Source organism: Cellulomonas sp. McL0617 (assembly GCF_049994875.1).
Lineage (GTDB): Bacteria > Actinomycetota > Actinomycetes > Actinomycetales > Cellulomonadaceae > Cellulomonas.
Genome location: NZ_CP188256.1, coordinates 3,896,145 through 3,910,964, shown reverse-complemented (window position 1 = coordinate 3,910,964; position 14,820 = coordinate 3,896,145). Strand labels below are relative to the sequence as shown.

Here is a 14,820-nt window from a genome sequence, read left to right as displayed (position 1 = left end):
AGCCATGAACCGGACGGATCGTCTGTACGCGCTCGCCGAAGAGCTGCGCCGCGTCGGGCCAGCGGGCACGACGAGCGCGCGGCTGGCGCGGCTGTTCGAGGTCTCGGCGCGGACCGTGAAGCGTGATGTGTCGGCGCTCCAGCAAGCGGGCCTGCCGGTCGCGGCCCAGGCCGGCCTCGGCGGTGGGTACGTGCTGGCGGCGTCGGTCGGGCTCCCGCCGGTGAACTTCACGCCGGCTCAGGCGGTCGCACTCGCGCTCGCGGTCCGCGCGCTACCGCCGGGCAGCCCGTTCGGCTCGGACGCGGACGCCGCGCGCGCCAAGGTGCTCGATGCGCTGCCGGTCGAGGCCCGGGCCCGCGCCGACGCGCTGGCCGCACGCGTGTGGTCCCGGTCCGAGCCGGCGCAGGGCCCACCCGCGACGGTCCTGCGCGCGGTGGAGCAGTCGCTGGACCGGTCGCTGGTGGTCGCCATCGAGTACGGCTCGTCCGACGGCACCGTCAGCCGCCGTCGGGTCGAGCCGATCCTGCTCGCGCGCACCGGGGGTCTCTGGTACCTCGTCGCCTGGTGCCGGCTTCGCGACGACCTGCGCTGGTTCCGCCTGGACCGGGTGCTGCGCGCCGACCTGACGCCGGAACGCTACGACCCCCGCCCCGTCGCGTCCGTCGGCGAGCCCCCGTCCGGCGCCCGCCCGGTGTCGGCGCGCCCGTCGGACGCCTGACGCGACGCGTGTGGGTGGTCACCGGCAGACTGGCTCCCGCCCGGACAGACCGGGCCTTTCGAAGGGGGACCCGCGGTGGACGAGCACGAGGCACGTGAGGTCAAGGCGCAGCTGGCGGACTACGCACGGCAGCTGTCGGAGCGGGTGGTGCGACCGGCGGACGTGTCGGGCGGCAGCTCGGCGCCGGTGCTCGCGCTCGGGCTGGCACGCCAGCAGGACGGGTCCTACCAGCTGGCTGTGCGCTACCGGCTGGGCCTGTCCTCGGTGCGCAGCGTGGCGCGCAAGGTGGTGGACAAGATCGGTCCCGACGACGCGGACGTCCGCCGCACGGGCCGGATCCGCGGGCTCGACGACACCACGGTCCGTCCGCGCCCGCCGGTGATCCGGGCGCAGTCGCTCGGTGAGACGGGACGAGTACGGCCCCTACGGCCGGGGGTCTCCATCGGGCACGTCGACGTCAGCGCCGGGACGCTCGGGGCGTTCGTCCGCGTCGACGGCGAGGTCCACGTGCTGTCCAACTACCACGTGCTCTCGGGAACGCCGGCGGCCGAGGTCGGTGACGTCGTGCTCCAGCCGGGACGCGCGGACGGCGGCTCGGCCCCGGAGGACGGTGTCGCCACGCTGGCGCGCCGGGTCGAGCTCGAGCCCGACGGTCGTGGCGTCGTCGACTGCGCGATCGCGCGCCTGGAGGGCGAGCTCGCGCAGCCCGACCTGCAGTACCCGGTCGGTCGGATCACGACGACGGCCGTGGTGCTGGGTGGCGAGTCCGTGGGCAAGATCGGCCGGACCACCGCGATGACGCACGGCCGCGTGACCGCGATCGAGCTGGACGACGTGGTCGTCGGCTATGGCGAGGAGCTGGGCGAGCTGACCTTCGACAACCAGATCGAGGTCGAGTCCACGGGCACGGGGCCCTTCTCCCGCGGCGGGGACTCCGGGTCGCTGGTGTACCGGGAGGACGGCGTGGCGATCGGGCTGCTCTTTGCAGGCTCGGAGTCCGGGGGGGACAATGGGTCCGGGCTGACCTACGTCAACCCGATCGATGCCGTGCTCGCCGCGTTCGGAGCCACCCTGCTCTAGGGCCCGCGCGGCCCCGCGGCACACGGGAGGTGGCGCGCGATGGCGAGCATCGAGCAGGCACGGGCTGCGAAGGAGCAGCTGCGGACGACCCTGCAGGGCCGCACCGACGTGCGCGGGATCGGTATCGCGCGGACCGGTGCCGGTTACGAGATCCGCGTGAACGTCTCGCGGGACGGCCGCCACGACCTGCCCGCGATGATCGATGGCGTCGATGTTCACGTCCGGGTGGTCGGGGCGGTGCATGCAGGCGTCTGAGCTGCGCGTTACGCACCATTCGCCGCAGTCACCGACGTCTTGACGTCGATCACGCTGGGCCATTCGGGGTCGGACCACGCACGTGACGGTGTGTTTTCCCGGCGCAACGTGTGCACAAATGCTCGAACGCCGCGCGGTTCGGGCGAATTGTTGCGTCAGGACGGGTGATCTCATGGACCTCACTTGCTGCGAGATCGCCCCGACCGGCGGCGAGGGTCGATGATTGCCCCGTGACGCGTCGCGGCATATCGGCCCAGGGAGCGCGAGCGGACAGCAGGTCTGCCGCGAGCACCGTCGGCGTGCGCGCACTCGCCCTCGCCGCGCACCGGCTGGACCGCTGCCGATCGATCGACGAGGTCGCCCACGTCGCCACCTCGACGGCCCTCGAGGTGCTCGATGCCCAGGGCGTCGCCTTCTGCCGGATCGACCAGGACACGTGCCGGATCGTGGCGGTCGAGCCCCGGCCCACGGACCCCAGGCTCGTCTGGCTGTCCCGCGCGTCGTACCGCGCCAACGACCGACCGGCCCTGCGGAACATGATCCGCGACCGGGCCAGCTGGGTCGCGCACGCTCGGACCGTCCACGACGAACCGACGGCCGAGGACGACCCCGACGCCGGCGACCCGATCGAGGTCGCGTCGCTGCGTGAGGTCGACGCCGCGAGCGGGCTGGGTTCGCCGCTGATCGTGAACGGCACGGTCTGGGGGCAGATCGTCGCGTCCCGCGGCAGGCCGGGTATCCCGTTCCTGGTCGACGACATCGCGCGCGCCGAGGTGCTCGCGGCGCTCGTCGCGGGCGCGGTCGCGCGTGTGGACCTCGAGGCGCAGGTGCGCCACCTGGTCGCCGACGACCCGCTGACCGGCCTGTCCAACCGCCGTGTCGCTGACGCCGAGGCCGAGTCGGCGCTCGAGTCGGGGCACGAGACCTGCATCGTCATGTGCGACGTCGACGGGCTCAAGCGCGTCAACGACGACATGGGGCACGACGCCGGCGACGACCTCCTGCGGTCGGTGGCCGATGTGCTGAGCCGCGTCGCCGACGCCCTGCCGGGCTCGACCGCCGCACGCATCGGCGGCGACGAGTTCTGCGTGGTCACCGTCGGGCGTCGCCGCGCCGAGGTCGCCGAGACCATGGCGTCGACCGTGGCGGCGTTCCCGCTGCCGCACGGCGCCGCGATCTCCTACGGCATCGCGTCGACCGCCGTCACGGGGTCGGTGTCCGCGCGGCACCTGTTCCGGCAGGCCGACGCCGCGCAGTACAAGGCCAAGCGCGCCCGGGCCCGTGCCCTGCGCGCGACGGTCCCGGCCACCGCCGACCCGACCGTGACCGCCGAGCGCGTGATCGTCGCCGGGTCTGCCGCGATCGCTGCTGCCCAGTCCGGGGTCGTGCCGCGCCTGTGCGCGTTCGCGGCCGCCGCGACCGAGACGCTCGGCGGGTCCACCTGGACCGTCCTGACCCGGCGGGAGGGGTCGTCGCCCGACGAGCCCGCCGCCGCCGTCGCCCGCGGCGGCAGCCCGGCCGAGGTGGGTGCGCAGTTCGCGACGGTGGTCGTCGGCTACGGCCCGTGGCTCGTCGAGATCGGCATGTCCGCCACCGCCGCGACCGGCGACGTGGTGCTGACGTCGCTGGACGCGCTGGCGGGTGTGGCGGTCCGAGGCGCCCGGTAGGGGTTTCGTCGCGCAGCAGGGCGGGCATACGCCAGGCACGGATGTCGGCGGGGTGTGCGACGACTGCGCGTACGACGTCGTGCACGGCGTGCTCCCCGCGGAGGCGGCGTGCCGCGAGCTCGCGCCGCCGGTCGTCGGGACCTAGGTCGCCGGGTGTGCTTCAGCCGTGCAGCGGGAGGGTGAGCGTCGTCGCGCCGCCCTGGACGAGGCGGACGGGCACGCCCCAGTCCTGGCTGTTCAGGTGGCAGGCCGGGTACTCGACGGCGGGGTCCGCGTCGCAGGACGCCGCGTGCGCGGTGACGTGCAGGACGCCCTCGGGCACGGCCGGGTCGAGGCGCAGGACGCGATCGAGGGGGATGTCGTCGCCCGCGCCGTCGAGCAGCAGGCCGGGCGGCGTCGACGACACCTGCAGGCGTGTGGAGGGGCCGTAGCGGTCGTCGTACTTCTGCCCGGTGGCGGGCGTGAAGACGACGTCGAGCCGCACCTCGCCGGCCGCGAGCTCGGTGACGGGCCGCCGGGTGCGGTGCGCCCCGTGGTCCTCGACCCGCCCGACTCCGTGCAGCGGCAGCCGCGTCAGCCGGTGAGCGGCGGACTCGACGACGAGCACCGAGTCGTCCAGCACGAGCAGTCCGCTGGGCTCGGCCAGGTCGTCGGCGATCGTGGACACCGATCCGGCGGAGAGCCGACGGACCGCGCCGTTGTACGTGTCCGCGACGAGCACGGACCCGTCGGGCAGGACGGCGACGCCCAGCGGGTGCTGCAGGCGGGCCTGCGCGGCCGGGCCGTCGCGGTGGCCGAAGTCGAACAGACCCTCGCCGATCGCGGTGTGCACGGTCCGCTCGACCGGATCGACCCACCGCAGCGCGGACGTCTCGGAGTCGGCCACCCAGACCTTGTCGTCGGCACCCACCGCGAGCCCGGACGGCTGCGCGAACCACGCCTGGTCGAGGGGACCGTCCAGCAATCCTTCGTTCAGGGTGCCGGCGAGCTGGTTGAGCGATCCGTCCTTGTCGTCGAAGACCCAGAGCGTGTGGTTGCCGGCCATCGCGACGACGAACCCCGCGAGCGCCGGCGACCACACGACGTCCCAGGGCGAGGAGAGCTTCTGGCGACGAGGGCCCGATGGCACCTCCGGCCGCGGCTGGTGCTCGCCCCAGGAGTTCGTCGGGCTCGAGGCGAAGCCTGCCGAGGCATCTCCGGGCTGCCCGATCACCGGCGCGAAGGCGAGCTCCTCGTCGGGCTCGTCGTCGTCCCACGGCAGGAAGTTGTCCGCGGCGCCGACCATGTACTGCTCGCCCGTGCCGGCGACGGTCGTCACGCCGCCGTCCGCGAGCCGGACGCCGCGCAGGGCGTGGTTCACCGTGTCGGCGACGAGCACGTCGTAGTCGAGCCACGGCCGCAGCTCCAGGGGCACCAGGCACAGCCCGTTCGGCTCGCTGAACCGGGCGTCGTCGGGACCCCCGTCGACGAGCCCCCGCTCACCCGACCCGATGCGGCGGACCAACGTCTCACCGTCCGGGAGGAGCTCGGCGAGGCTGTGGTGCCCCGCGTCGGCCACCAGCAGGTTGCCGCTCGGCAGCGCGATGACCTTGGCCGGGAACCGGAGCGTGCCCTCGACGGGTGCGGGCGGGACGTACGGTCCGTCGCCGCGGTGCAGCGTGCCCTTGGCGGCGTGCTCGGAGACGAGCTCCTCGAGCAGCACCGTCACGTTGTGCCGGTGACCCTCGCCGGCCATCTGCGCGACCACGTACCCCTCGGGGTCGATGACGACGAGCGTCGGCCACGCGCGCGCGGTGTAGGCGGACCAGGTGATCAGGGTGGGGTCGTCGAGCACCGGGTGGTGCACCTCGTAGCGCTCGACGGCGGCCGCCAGCGCGTCCGGGTCCGCCTCGTGCGCGAACTTCGGCGAGTGCACCCCGACGATCACCAGGACGTCGCGGTACAGCTCCTCCAGGGAGCGCAGCTCGTCGAGCACGTGCAGGCAGTTGATGCAGCAGAACGTCCAGAAATCGAGGATCACGATCTTGCCGCGCAGGTCGGCCAGGGACAGCGACCGCCCGCCGGTGTTGAGCCACCCTCGCCCGACCAGCTCGGACGCACGAACTCGGGGAAGTCTGCTCTCACGCATGCGCCCATTGTCCAACGCGCGAGCAGGTCGAGTCGCTGCCTCCGGGGCCGTACGGCAGTCGGACTAGGTGCGGTCCAGCACGTAGATGCGGGGGTGGTGGCCCTTGGCGAAGACGCGGACCTGGTCGCGCACGTGCCAGAGGGCGTCGGCGTCCCGGACCGCTCGTTCCATGATGTTGATCTCGTGCGTGAGGACGACGAGCCGGGCACCCGGTGCGGCCGCCTCGTAGGCGGCGCTCAGCAGGCCGGCGTGCAGGTCGGCGTTCGACTCGTGAGACCCGTGCAGCGTCCCCCACGGTGGGTCGGCGAGCAGGAGGTCGAAGGATCCGGGTACCGCGGCCAGCGCGTCGGCCTGGAGGACCTGCGCGGTGACACCGGCGGCCGCGAGGTTCGCCGACGACGCGACGACGGCCTCGGACGCGATGTCCACGCCGACCGCCTCCGACGCCGGCCCGGCGAGGAGCCGCTCGACCAGCAGCGTCCCCGACCCGCACATGAGGTTGAGCACGCGGTCCGTGGGGACGACGCCGCCGAGGCGCACCATGGCCGCGGCGATCGTCGCGTTGGCGGCGCCGGGGTAGTCGGCCACGCGCCACGGTCGGGCGGACAGCGGGCGCGGCCCTACCCGCACGAGCACGTCCCAGCCGGGGTCGCCGGACGGGCGGGCCAGCACGCCGCGGCGGACCCGCAGGACCAGCTCGCCGTCGCGCTCGTCGTAGGGCAGGCCGGTCGCCTCCGAGAGCAACCCTGCGAGCCGTTGGAACACCGCCGAGTCGGCGCCCGCGGCCTCGAACCTGAACGACGCCGAACGGGCCACCCGCAGCGAGGACCCCATCGCGTCGATGATGCGTTGCAGGTGGTCGCCGCTGGTCAGCGACTTGGGCCGCGGGACGTCGAACCGCAGGACCACGAACGCCGCGACGGCGGTCCGCAGGTCGGCCACCGAGGCCAGCGGTCCGAGCAGCGCGACCTCGAGGGCGTCGTCGCGACCGGGCACGGGCTCGGGCGCCCCGGCCAGGAGCAGCCCTGCGGACTCGTCGGCAAGCACGTCCGCCAGTCCGGGGAGGAAGGTGAGCTCGACGGCCACCGAACGCCGCGCCGGTGGCCGGACGCCCGGGCGGCGTGAGTTCGGGTGGCTGCCGAGGTGGGCAGGCGGTGCTGCGCTGCGGTTCTTGCGGTTCCTGGGCACGTCAGGCCGGGACGGGCGCGAGGGCGCCGACGGCACGGAGCACGAACTGCTCGGTCTGCTGGATCGCGCGTTCGCGCTCGGGACCGTCGGCGGGCACACCGCGACCGGACAGGCAGGCGTTGATGAGCGGCACGGTGACGTCGAGGTCCTGGTCGGGGAACGCCCCCGACGAGATCCCGGCGGCGAGGATCCGGCGCAGGATCTGCTCGACCACCACGACGTGCTCGCGGACACGCTGCTGGGTGCCGCGCGAGAGCACCGACCGCAGCTCCGGGCCGGGGGCGAGGTGGTAGACCCGGGTCAGCGCGGCCTGCTGGCGGACGTACATCTGGAGCTGCTCGGTGGGGTCGTCGATGTCGTCGAGCGAGCGCTGCAGGGTCGCGGCGTACTGCTCGGTCTCGTGCGTGATGAACCCGAGCAGGAGCGACTCCTTGTCGGGGAAGTGGTTGTAGACGGCCGTGCGCCCGACCCCGGCCGCGGCCGCGATCTCCGCCAGGGTGATGGCGTCGAAACCCTGGTCCGCCATGAGCGCGGACAGCGCGGCGAACAGCTTCTGGCGCGTCTGCTCGCGGTGCTCGTGCAGGGAGCCGCCGATGATCTTGGGCATGGTGACATCGTCGCACGTTGTGTCATGAACATCGCGCCTACGTGAGCGGGATCGCACCCGATCGTCACACAACCGGTACGACTGAGGGTGAAGGTATTCCCCCGGATTCTTCGTACACTGCGACCAACAGCTCGCCGTGAACCCCGGATCTCCGCGGCGGGACCAGCGCTCGACGACGTGGTCGACGGGAGTGGGATGACGGAGCTCGCAGACGCCGCCCACGTGAGCGCTGCCCACGAACGGTTCGTCACCACGGGGCGGCCGCCCGGTCGCCACGTGCGGACGGTCGTGGCCGACTCGTGGCGCCGCAGCCAGCGCAGCGGCGTCGACCCGGAGGTGCAGAACGCCCCGGTCGACATGGTCGGGCGCTCGCTGTCGTCCTACCGGGGTGGCCTGGCGATGGCGGCCGCGATGCCGGTGGTCCGCGAGCTGTTGGTGTCGCCGGGTTCCGATGCCGGGTGGGTCACCGCCCTGACCGACGACGCCGGCCGCCTCCTGTGGGTCGAGGGCGAGCAGGGCGTGCGTCGCCAGATGGAAGGCGTCGGGTTCGTCGAAGGTTCGGTGTGGCGGGAGGACTGCGCGGGCACCAACGCGCTCGGGACCGCCCTCGAGATCGACCAGCCCCTACAGGTGGTCGGCTACGAGCACTACGCCCGCAAGGTCCACCCGTGGAACTGCGCGGCCGTCCCGGTGCACGCCCCGACCGGGCAGGTGCTCGGCGTGATCGACGTGACCGGCGGTCCGGTGGTCGCGTCGCCGGTCGTGATGTCGCTGGTCCGCGCCACCGTCGCTGCCGTCGAGGCCGAGCTCGCGCGCGTGGCCGCCGACCGCACCACGCGGAGCAGCCGGCTGATCGTGCGCACGGGAAGCGACCTCGACCTCATGCCGCGCCTGCGGGTGCTGTCCACCGGTCCGATGGTCCGCGTCGGGGGCGTCGACGTCCGACTCAGCCTGCGTCACGCCGAGATCCTTCTGCTGCTCGCGCGGCACCCCGTCGGTCTCAGCGCCGACGAGCTCACCGTGCTGCTCAGCGAGCAGCTGCTCTCCGACGTCACCGTGCGCGCCGAGGTCTCGCGCCTGCGCCGCATCGTCGGACCCCTCCTCAGCGAGTCCCGCCCATACCGGCTGACCGCGTCGCTGCGCACGGACGCCGATCTCGTGCGCGAGCTGCTGGCCGCCGGCGACATCGAGGCCGCACTCTCCAGCTATCCCGGTCCCGTCCTGCCGCGGTCGGTCGCGCCCGGCATCGAACGGGCCCGCGACGAGCTGTCCGCCGAGCTGCGCGCCGCCGTGCTGGCGAGCTCGCTGCCCGGCGTGGTGAGCCGGTGGGTGGCGTCCGACGAGGGTGCCGACGACTGGCAGGCGTGGGAGCGGCTCGCGTGGCTGGCGCCGCGCGGCACCCCGGCGCACGTCCAGGCAGTGGGGCGGCTGGACCTGCTCGGGCGTCGCCTGGACGCCCCGCCGCACCGTCGATAGCCCCGGACAACGGTTCCCCGACGGTTGCAACTGTCCTGCAACCCCCTTGCTCGTACCGTTTCGATCAGCGGAGCCCTCGGGCTGCGCCGTGGCGCCGACCTCCTGCATGGGTCGGCCGCCGAGGGGATTGTGCTGCAGTAGTCGGCTTCGTCCGATCGACGGGCATCCGCGAGGGGCGGGTGCCCGTCGCCCGGTTCAGGCAGGGACTGAGGCGGGACCGGTCGGGCGACGGGCGGAGGGGATCCGTCGCTCGACCGTGACGCCGCGCGACGACCTCCGGCCGCAGCGGCTGAGTGGGGCGTTGGCGGAATCTTGGTGGTGACCGGCGGTACTTCGCTGGGGCCGACGACCGACGCGGGCTAGCGTGCGGGCATGACGAACCTGATCCCCGAGCCCGACACCAAGGACTGGACCTGGGTCCTTGCCGAGCAGTGCCCCGAGTGCGGGTTCACCGCCGCCGACGTCGCCGGGCCGACGATCGGCGCGACCGTGCGCGAGCTCGCACCGCGATGGCTCGCTGCGCTGAGCCGTCCCGACGCCCGCGAGCGGCCCGAACCCACGACGTGGTCCACCCTCGAGTACGGCGCGCACGCGCGCGACGTCTTCCGGATCTTCGACGGACGCCTCGAGCTCCTGCTCACGCAGGACGACCCGCAGTTCGAGAACTGGGACCAGGACGCGACCGCGCTGGCCGACCGCTACGACCTGCAGGACCCGGCCGTGGTCGCGGGCGAGCTGGCAGCGGCGGCGGACGTGACCGCCGCGCGGTTCGACTCCGTCGCCGACGACCAGTGGGACCGCGCAGGGACGCGGTCGAACGGGTCGCAGTTCACCGTGCTGACCTTGGGTCAGTACTTCCTGCACGACGTGGTCCACCACCTGCACGACGTCGACGCCTGACGGGTTCCGCTCTGAGACCAGGGCCTCGAACGGGGGACCTTGGTCTCAGGCGGATCAGCCGGCGCGGGTCCGCGCGCGCGTTGTCCACAGGAGTTGTCCACACCGTGTGCAGCGTGGATCGCCGGTCCGGCGCCTAGGGGTGGGCGCCCTGGGCGTTCGCCGGGCGCGGCGGAGGCCGGTTGTCCACAGGCATTGTCCACAGGCCTGTGCACAGGCGGCAGGATCGGTGGACGACCACCCGATCGGAGCAGGGTGAAGGCGCCTGACCTGCGCAGATGGCCGGGTGAAGCTGTGCGTGGATGCGTCGCGACGCGCCGGGCCGAAACACTCCCGCATCAATCGATGTGTACCGTCCGCGGCCATGGACCAGGCGCAGGTGAAGCTCCCCGACAGGGTCGACGGCCGCAACGTCCTCGTGCTGCCGCGGGACACCGACCCGGTGGCGCTGGCGACCGCGTGGTTCCCCGAGGCGTCCTGGGAACGTAGCCCGGTCACAGCCCCGACCGCCCCGCGTGCGATGACCGGCGCGCGGTTCCGGGGCATGGTCGACGCTCCGGTGCCGGCGGTTCCGGGACTCCTCGCCCTCCTCCCGGGCGCGACGCTCGAGGGCCCGACGGCGCTCGACAGCGACGACGCGCGGGAGGCCGGCCTCGGCGCACGGGACGTCGACCTGTACGCGCTCGACTCCACGGACCCGGCCGGCCTCGCGCTGGTCTACGGCTGGATGTCCGCGGCGGCGCGTCGGACCGCGGGCGGCATCGTCCCCGCCGACCGTTCCCGCCTGGTCACCCCCGACCCGGGCGCGGCCGTCGACCTGACGCTCTGGTCGCCGCTGGCCCTGACCGCGCGGGACGCGCTGCCGCTCGTCCGGCCCGCGATGACCGGTGCGCGCGTGGGGCACCCGGTCGAGTCCCGCGACGGGGCGCTGTCCATCACGGCGACGTTCGAGTACGACGGCGCGGTCACCGTGCGCCTCGCGCGGTCGCGGGAGATCCCGGTCGCGCTGTCGGCGCTGGACAGCGGTGCGTACGGGCCGTGGGCCTACGTCGTGACGTGGGAGCCGCCCAACCCTGCCGAGCTTCGAACAGAGACGCCCTCCCAGTTGCACCTCATCGCCCGCTCGCGCGTGCAGCAGTCGGTCGCCCGCATCGCGGCGGCGGTGTGGCGGGGGGCTGGGGGCACGGTGCTGGACAGCGGCGGGTTCGTGGTGACGCCTGACGAGCTCCGCGAGATGGCCACCGCCGCCCGGTAGAGCCTCAGGCGAAGCGCGGGCTCCCGGCGGGCGCGAGGTCGACCGCGACCTTCAGCTTCGCCCCCGAGCCCTCGGTAAAGATGACCCCGCGCAGCGGCGGGACGTCGTCGTAGTCGCGACCCCAGCCGAGCAGGACGTACTGGTCGTTGACCAGCTGGTCGTTGGTGGGGTCGACCTCGATCCAGCCGGCGCCGGGAACCCACGCGGACACCCACGCGTGCGAGGCGTCGGCGCCGCGGAGCTTGGTCCGGCCGGACGCGGGACGCGTCTCGATGTACCCGCTGGAGTACCGCGCGGGCAGCCCGTGCACGCGCAGCGCCGCGATCATCAGGTGCGCGAAGTCCTGGCAGACGCCGGCCATCTGCGCGAGCAGCTGAGCCTGCGTCGTGTGCACGGTGGTGGACCCTGACCGGTAGGCCAGCTCGGTGCGGATGCGGTGGGCCAGCTCGACGAGGACGTCGGCGAGCGGCCGGTCCTCCAGGAACGTGGGCGCGGCCCAGGCGCGCACCTCGTCGGCGAACGAGACGTGCTCCGACGGGAGCACGGCCTCACGCAGGTCGGCGAGCTCGGGGTCGAGGCGGTCGACGTCGCCGGCCGCGACGCGACGCGCGACCTCCTGCCAGCCGACCCGCGGCAGGGACTCCGCCGACGGTGTCGGGCGGCTCACCTCGACCGTCGAGCGTGAGGTCACCACCAGGGTCGTGTGCGGCGTCGTGACCCCGAAGTAGGTGGTCCGGTTGCCGTAGTAGTCGAGGTGGGCGGCGGTGTCCGACGGCTCCGGCGAGATCTCCACGATCGTCTCGACGCACGTCTGGCCGGGCACGTCGCGCGGCGTCATCGTGGTGCGGCCGTACGAGTCGGTGACCACGTCGGGGTACTCGTACGTGGTCCGGTGCACCAGGTCGTAGCGGCGGACGGTCATGCGGCACCGGTCCGGGCGTCCCAGGGGTCCTGCAGCGACTGGCTCGGGGCCACGCGGACGAAGTGCACACGCTCGATCTCGTCGGCGGTCGCCTGCAGGCGCCAGAGCATCGACTCCAGCGACTCCGCCAGCCGGGCGCGCCTGCCGTCCTCGGTGACGGCGGCCGCGAACGCGACCGTGTCGAGCTCGTCGAGCAGGTCGACGACGTCCGAGAGCAGGTGGTCGCGCTGGTCCGGGGAGCGGCCGCCGAGCGGGATCACGGCGAGGGCCTCGCGCAGCCGGTCGAGCTGGTAGGCGAGCGAGCGCGGGTTGGTCCGGTCGTGCAGCAGTAGCTCGAGCACGTCCGCGACCGTCGGCACGGTCTGGTGGCGACGCCGGTAGGTGATCGCGGACTCGTGCGCGAGCAGCACGGACTCCAGGACCAGGGCGTCGACGTCCGTCGGGCGTCGCTCGACCAACGGCGAGAGGCTCTCGACGAGGTTCTGCGCCCGTTCGATCCGCCGGCCGGCGTCGAGGAAGTGCCAGCCGACGTCGCGCACGAGGCCCTCGGCCGCGATGCCGGCGACCGCCAGCAGGCCCTCGAGCACCTTGTCCAGCGCTGGTCGTAGGCCTGCAGTCGCGGTGTTCGCGCGCAGCGCGCCCAGGTCGAGCGCGTCGGTCTGGGTGCGACCGCGGTTCCTGCTGCGCTCGTCGCGAAGCGCACGCTCGATCCGCGCGAGCGGCCCGAACGTGTCGGTCGAGAGCTGGTCCCGCACGGCGGCCGCCGACGAGCCGAGCATCCGTATCGAGCGCGCGACGGTACCGACGGTGCGACGGTCGAGCACCAGGTCACGCAGCGACGGCGACTCGCCCAGCGGTTCCAGCAGCACCTGCAGCGACTGTCCACCGGTCGACGCGGGCAGGCGGTGGAAGTCGTCCCAGCGGTCGATGACGACGCGCAGGGTCCGGGCGGTGTCCTCGGCGCGCTCGGCGTACCGGCCCATCCAGTACAGGTTCTCGGCGGTGCGCGGCGAGATGCCGGTCGCGGGCCGGCGCGGCTGCGCCGCCTCGCCGGCGGCGGACACGTCGGACGGCACCCAGGGCTCCAGCGGGGCCTCCGGCTGCGACGACAGCACCCAGACGTCCTTGGCCGCCGCACCGAGCGCTGACGAGACGACGTGCCCCTCGGCCACCCGCGCGAGCCCCCCGGCCATCACCGTGTACGTGCCGGCGTGCGCCACCGCATAGGTCCGCAGCACCGCGGCGCGCGGCCCGAGGTCGGCCGGACCGACGCCGTCGGAGCTGGGCAGGTCGCTGCCGACGCCCACGGGCGTGCCGTTCACCGTCGGCCCGGCCGGGCCGACCGGCTCCTGACCCACCCACAGCCACGGCTCGGCGGTGATCCGTGCGGCGAGCTGCTGGCGCTCGCGGTGGCTCAGGGTCCAGCCGAGGATCGTCCCGACGCTCGTCCCGCGCTCGGTCGGCAGGATCACGAGCTCGTCCAGGTGCGCCAGCACGTGGTTGAGCGAGCGCTCCTCGCCGCACCACCAGGTGGGCGCGGACGCGAGCGCGAGGTCCTGGTCGAGCACCACGCGGGCCAGCCGCGGGAGGTAGGTGAGCAGCGCCGGGTTCTCCAGCACCGAGCTGCCGAGCGGGTTGACCACGCTGACCGTCCCCGCACGCACCGCCCGCACCAGGCCCGGGACGCCGATCCGCGAGCCCTGGCGCAGGTCGAGCGGGTCGCACCACTCGGCGTCGACGCGGCGCAGGATCACATCGACCGGCTCGAGCCCCTCGACGCCGCGCATCCAGACGCGGCCCTCGCGCACGAGCAGGTCGGGTCCCTCGACGAGCGGCAGGCCGAGCATGCTGGCGAGATAGGCCTGGTCGAACGCGGTCTCGCTGCCCGGACCGCTGGTGAGCAGGACGATGCGCGGGTGCTCGGCGTCCCCCGGCGCCACGGACCGCAAGGCCATCCGCAGCGACCGGAAGAAGGGCCCGAGCCGCTGGATCGACGCCTGCCGGTAGACGCCCGACAGCACCTGCGCGACCACACGCCGATCCTCCATGGCGTAGCCGACGCCGCTGGGCGCCTGCGTGCGGTCGGCGACCGCGCACCAGGCGCCGGACCCGTCCCGCACGATGTCCGTGGCCGTCAGCACGAGCTCGCGTCCGCCCGGCAGCCGCAGCCCGTCGACCGCGCGCTCGAACCCCGGGTGCCCGAGCACGACCGTCGGCGGCAGGAGCCTGTCGGTGAGCAGCCGACGCGGGCCGTACGCGTCCTGCAGGATCGCGTCCAGCAGCTCCGCGCGCTGGACCAGGGCCGCGTCCAGACGCGCCCACTCCGGCTCGTCGATGGTGACCGGCAGCGGGTCCAGGTGCCAGGGGTGGTCGCCGTCCGGTCGGTCCGCGCCGTACGTGACGCCGTGGTCGGCGAGCAGCCGTTCGGCCTCGTCGCGCGCGTGCGCGAGCGTCGGGGCGGTGGGCACGTCCGCGGGGTCCGGCAGCCAGGACCAGTCGGCCGCGTGCTCCAGGACGCCGCCCGCGGGGCGCGGCGAGGAGAGCAGGTCGGTCACAGGGTGAGTCTGCCCTGCCGATGGCTGCCACAGGGCTGGTCGGCGCGCGGTTCGTGCACGAGGATCGGGTGA

Annotated in this window: 12 protein-coding genes; 7 read left to right on the top strand and 5 right to left on the bottom strand. The window is 73.8% G+C overall.

Translation table 11 applies throughout. The annotated features are described in order from the left end of the window. Positions 1 to 4: 4 nt before the first annotated feature. The 4 genes from ACPPVS_RS17990 (at position 5) to ACPPVS_RS17975 (ending at position 3,720) form a co-directional block, all read left to right on the top strand. Positions 5 to 718, top strand: a complete 714-nt coding sequence (locus tag ACPPVS_RS17990) for a helix-turn-helix transcriptional regulator (RefSeq protein ID WP_426593605.1) — start codon at positions 5 to 7, stop codon at positions 716 to 718. A gap of 75 nt (positions 719 to 793) precedes the next feature. Beyond that, positions 794 to 1,798: a trypsin-like peptidase domain-containing protein gene (locus ACPPVS_RS17985; protein WP_426593604.1), complete on the top strand. Its 1,005-nt coding sequence runs from the start codon at positions 794 to 796 to the stop codon at positions 1,796 to 1,798. 39 nt (positions 1,799 to 1,837) lie between these two features. After that, on the top strand, positions 1,838 to 2,053 hold the full coding sequence (locus ACPPVS_RS17980) for a hypothetical protein (protein WP_426593603.1): 216 nt from the start codon (positions 1,838 to 1,840) through the stop codon (positions 2,051 to 2,053). 299 nt (positions 2,054 to 2,352) lie between these two features. Then, positions 2,353 to 3,720, top strand: coding sequence for a diguanylate cyclase domain-containing protein (locus tag ACPPVS_RS17975; protein ID WP_426593602.1), 1,368 nt, complete (start codon positions 2,353 to 2,355; stop codon positions 3,718 to 3,720). A 160-nt stretch (positions 3,721 to 3,880) separates the two neighbouring features. On the opposite strand, the gene ACPPVS_RS17970 is transcribed toward ACPPVS_RS17975, so the two are convergent. The 3 genes from ACPPVS_RS17970 to ACPPVS_RS17960 form a co-directional block, all read right to left on the bottom strand. Beyond that, on the bottom strand, positions 3,881 to 5,848 hold the full coding sequence (locus ACPPVS_RS17970; RefSeq protein ID WP_426593601.1) for an NHL domain-containing thioredoxin family protein: 1,968 nt from the start codon (positions 5,846 to 5,848) through the stop codon (positions 3,881 to 3,883). Positions 5,849 to 5,911: 63 nt separating this feature from the next. Further along, positions 5,912 to 7,036, bottom strand: coding sequence for a methyltransferase (locus tag ACPPVS_RS17965; RefSeq protein WP_426593600.1), 1,125 nt, complete (start codon positions 7,034 to 7,036; stop codon positions 5,912 to 5,914). A 1-nt stretch (position 7,037) separates the two neighbouring features. Continuing rightward, entirely contained in the window at positions 7,038 to 7,643 is a 606-nt protein-coding gene (locus ACPPVS_RS17960) for a TetR/AcrR family transcriptional regulator (protein ID WP_426593599.1), read from the bottom strand. Between the two features lie 195 nt (positions 7,644 to 7,838). Here ACPPVS_RS17960 and ACPPVS_RS17955 point away from each other — a divergent pair, with 195 nt between their 5' ends. The 3 genes from ACPPVS_RS17955 (at position 7,839) to ACPPVS_RS17945 (ending at position 11,271) form a co-directional block, all read left to right on the top strand. Further along, positions 7,839 to 9,119 carry a transcriptional regulator gene (locus ACPPVS_RS17955; RefSeq protein ID WP_426593598.1) on the top strand — a complete coding sequence of 427 codons (1,281 nt, stop codon included), beginning with the start codon at positions 7,839 to 7,841 and terminating at the stop codon, positions 9,117 to 9,119. 372 nt (positions 9,120 to 9,491) lie between these two features. Continuing rightward, positions 9,492 to 10,019 carry a DinB family protein gene (locus ACPPVS_RS17950; protein WP_426593597.1) on the top strand — a complete coding sequence of 176 codons (528 nt, stop codon included), beginning with the start codon at positions 9,492 to 9,494 and terminating at the stop codon, positions 10,017 to 10,019. Between the two features lie 361 nt (positions 10,020 to 10,380). Then, positions 10,381 to 11,271, top strand: coding sequence for a hypothetical protein (locus ACPPVS_RS17945; RefSeq protein ID WP_426593596.1), 891 nt, complete (start codon positions 10,381 to 10,383; stop codon positions 11,269 to 11,271). A gap of 4 nt (positions 11,272 to 11,275) precedes the next feature. Here the strand turns inward: ACPPVS_RS17945 and ACPPVS_RS17940 are convergent, their stop codons facing one another. Together ACPPVS_RS17940 and ACPPVS_RS17935 are read right to left on the bottom strand one after the other, a co-directional pair. After that, the gene (locus tag ACPPVS_RS17940; RefSeq protein WP_426593595.1) at positions 11,276 to 12,193 is read right to left on the bottom strand and encodes a transglutaminase family protein; all 918 of its coding nucleotides are present in this window, start codon (positions 12,191 to 12,193) and stop codon (positions 11,276 to 11,278) included. After that, positions 12,190 to 14,748, bottom strand: coding sequence for a circularly permuted type 2 ATP-grasp protein (locus ACPPVS_RS17935; RefSeq protein ID WP_426593594.1), 2,559 nt, complete (start codon positions 14,746 to 14,748; stop codon positions 12,190 to 12,192). Before ACPPVS_RS17935 ends, ACPPVS_RS17940 begins: the two co-directional genes overlap by 4 nt. Positions 14,749 to 14,820 lie beyond the last annotated feature (72 nt).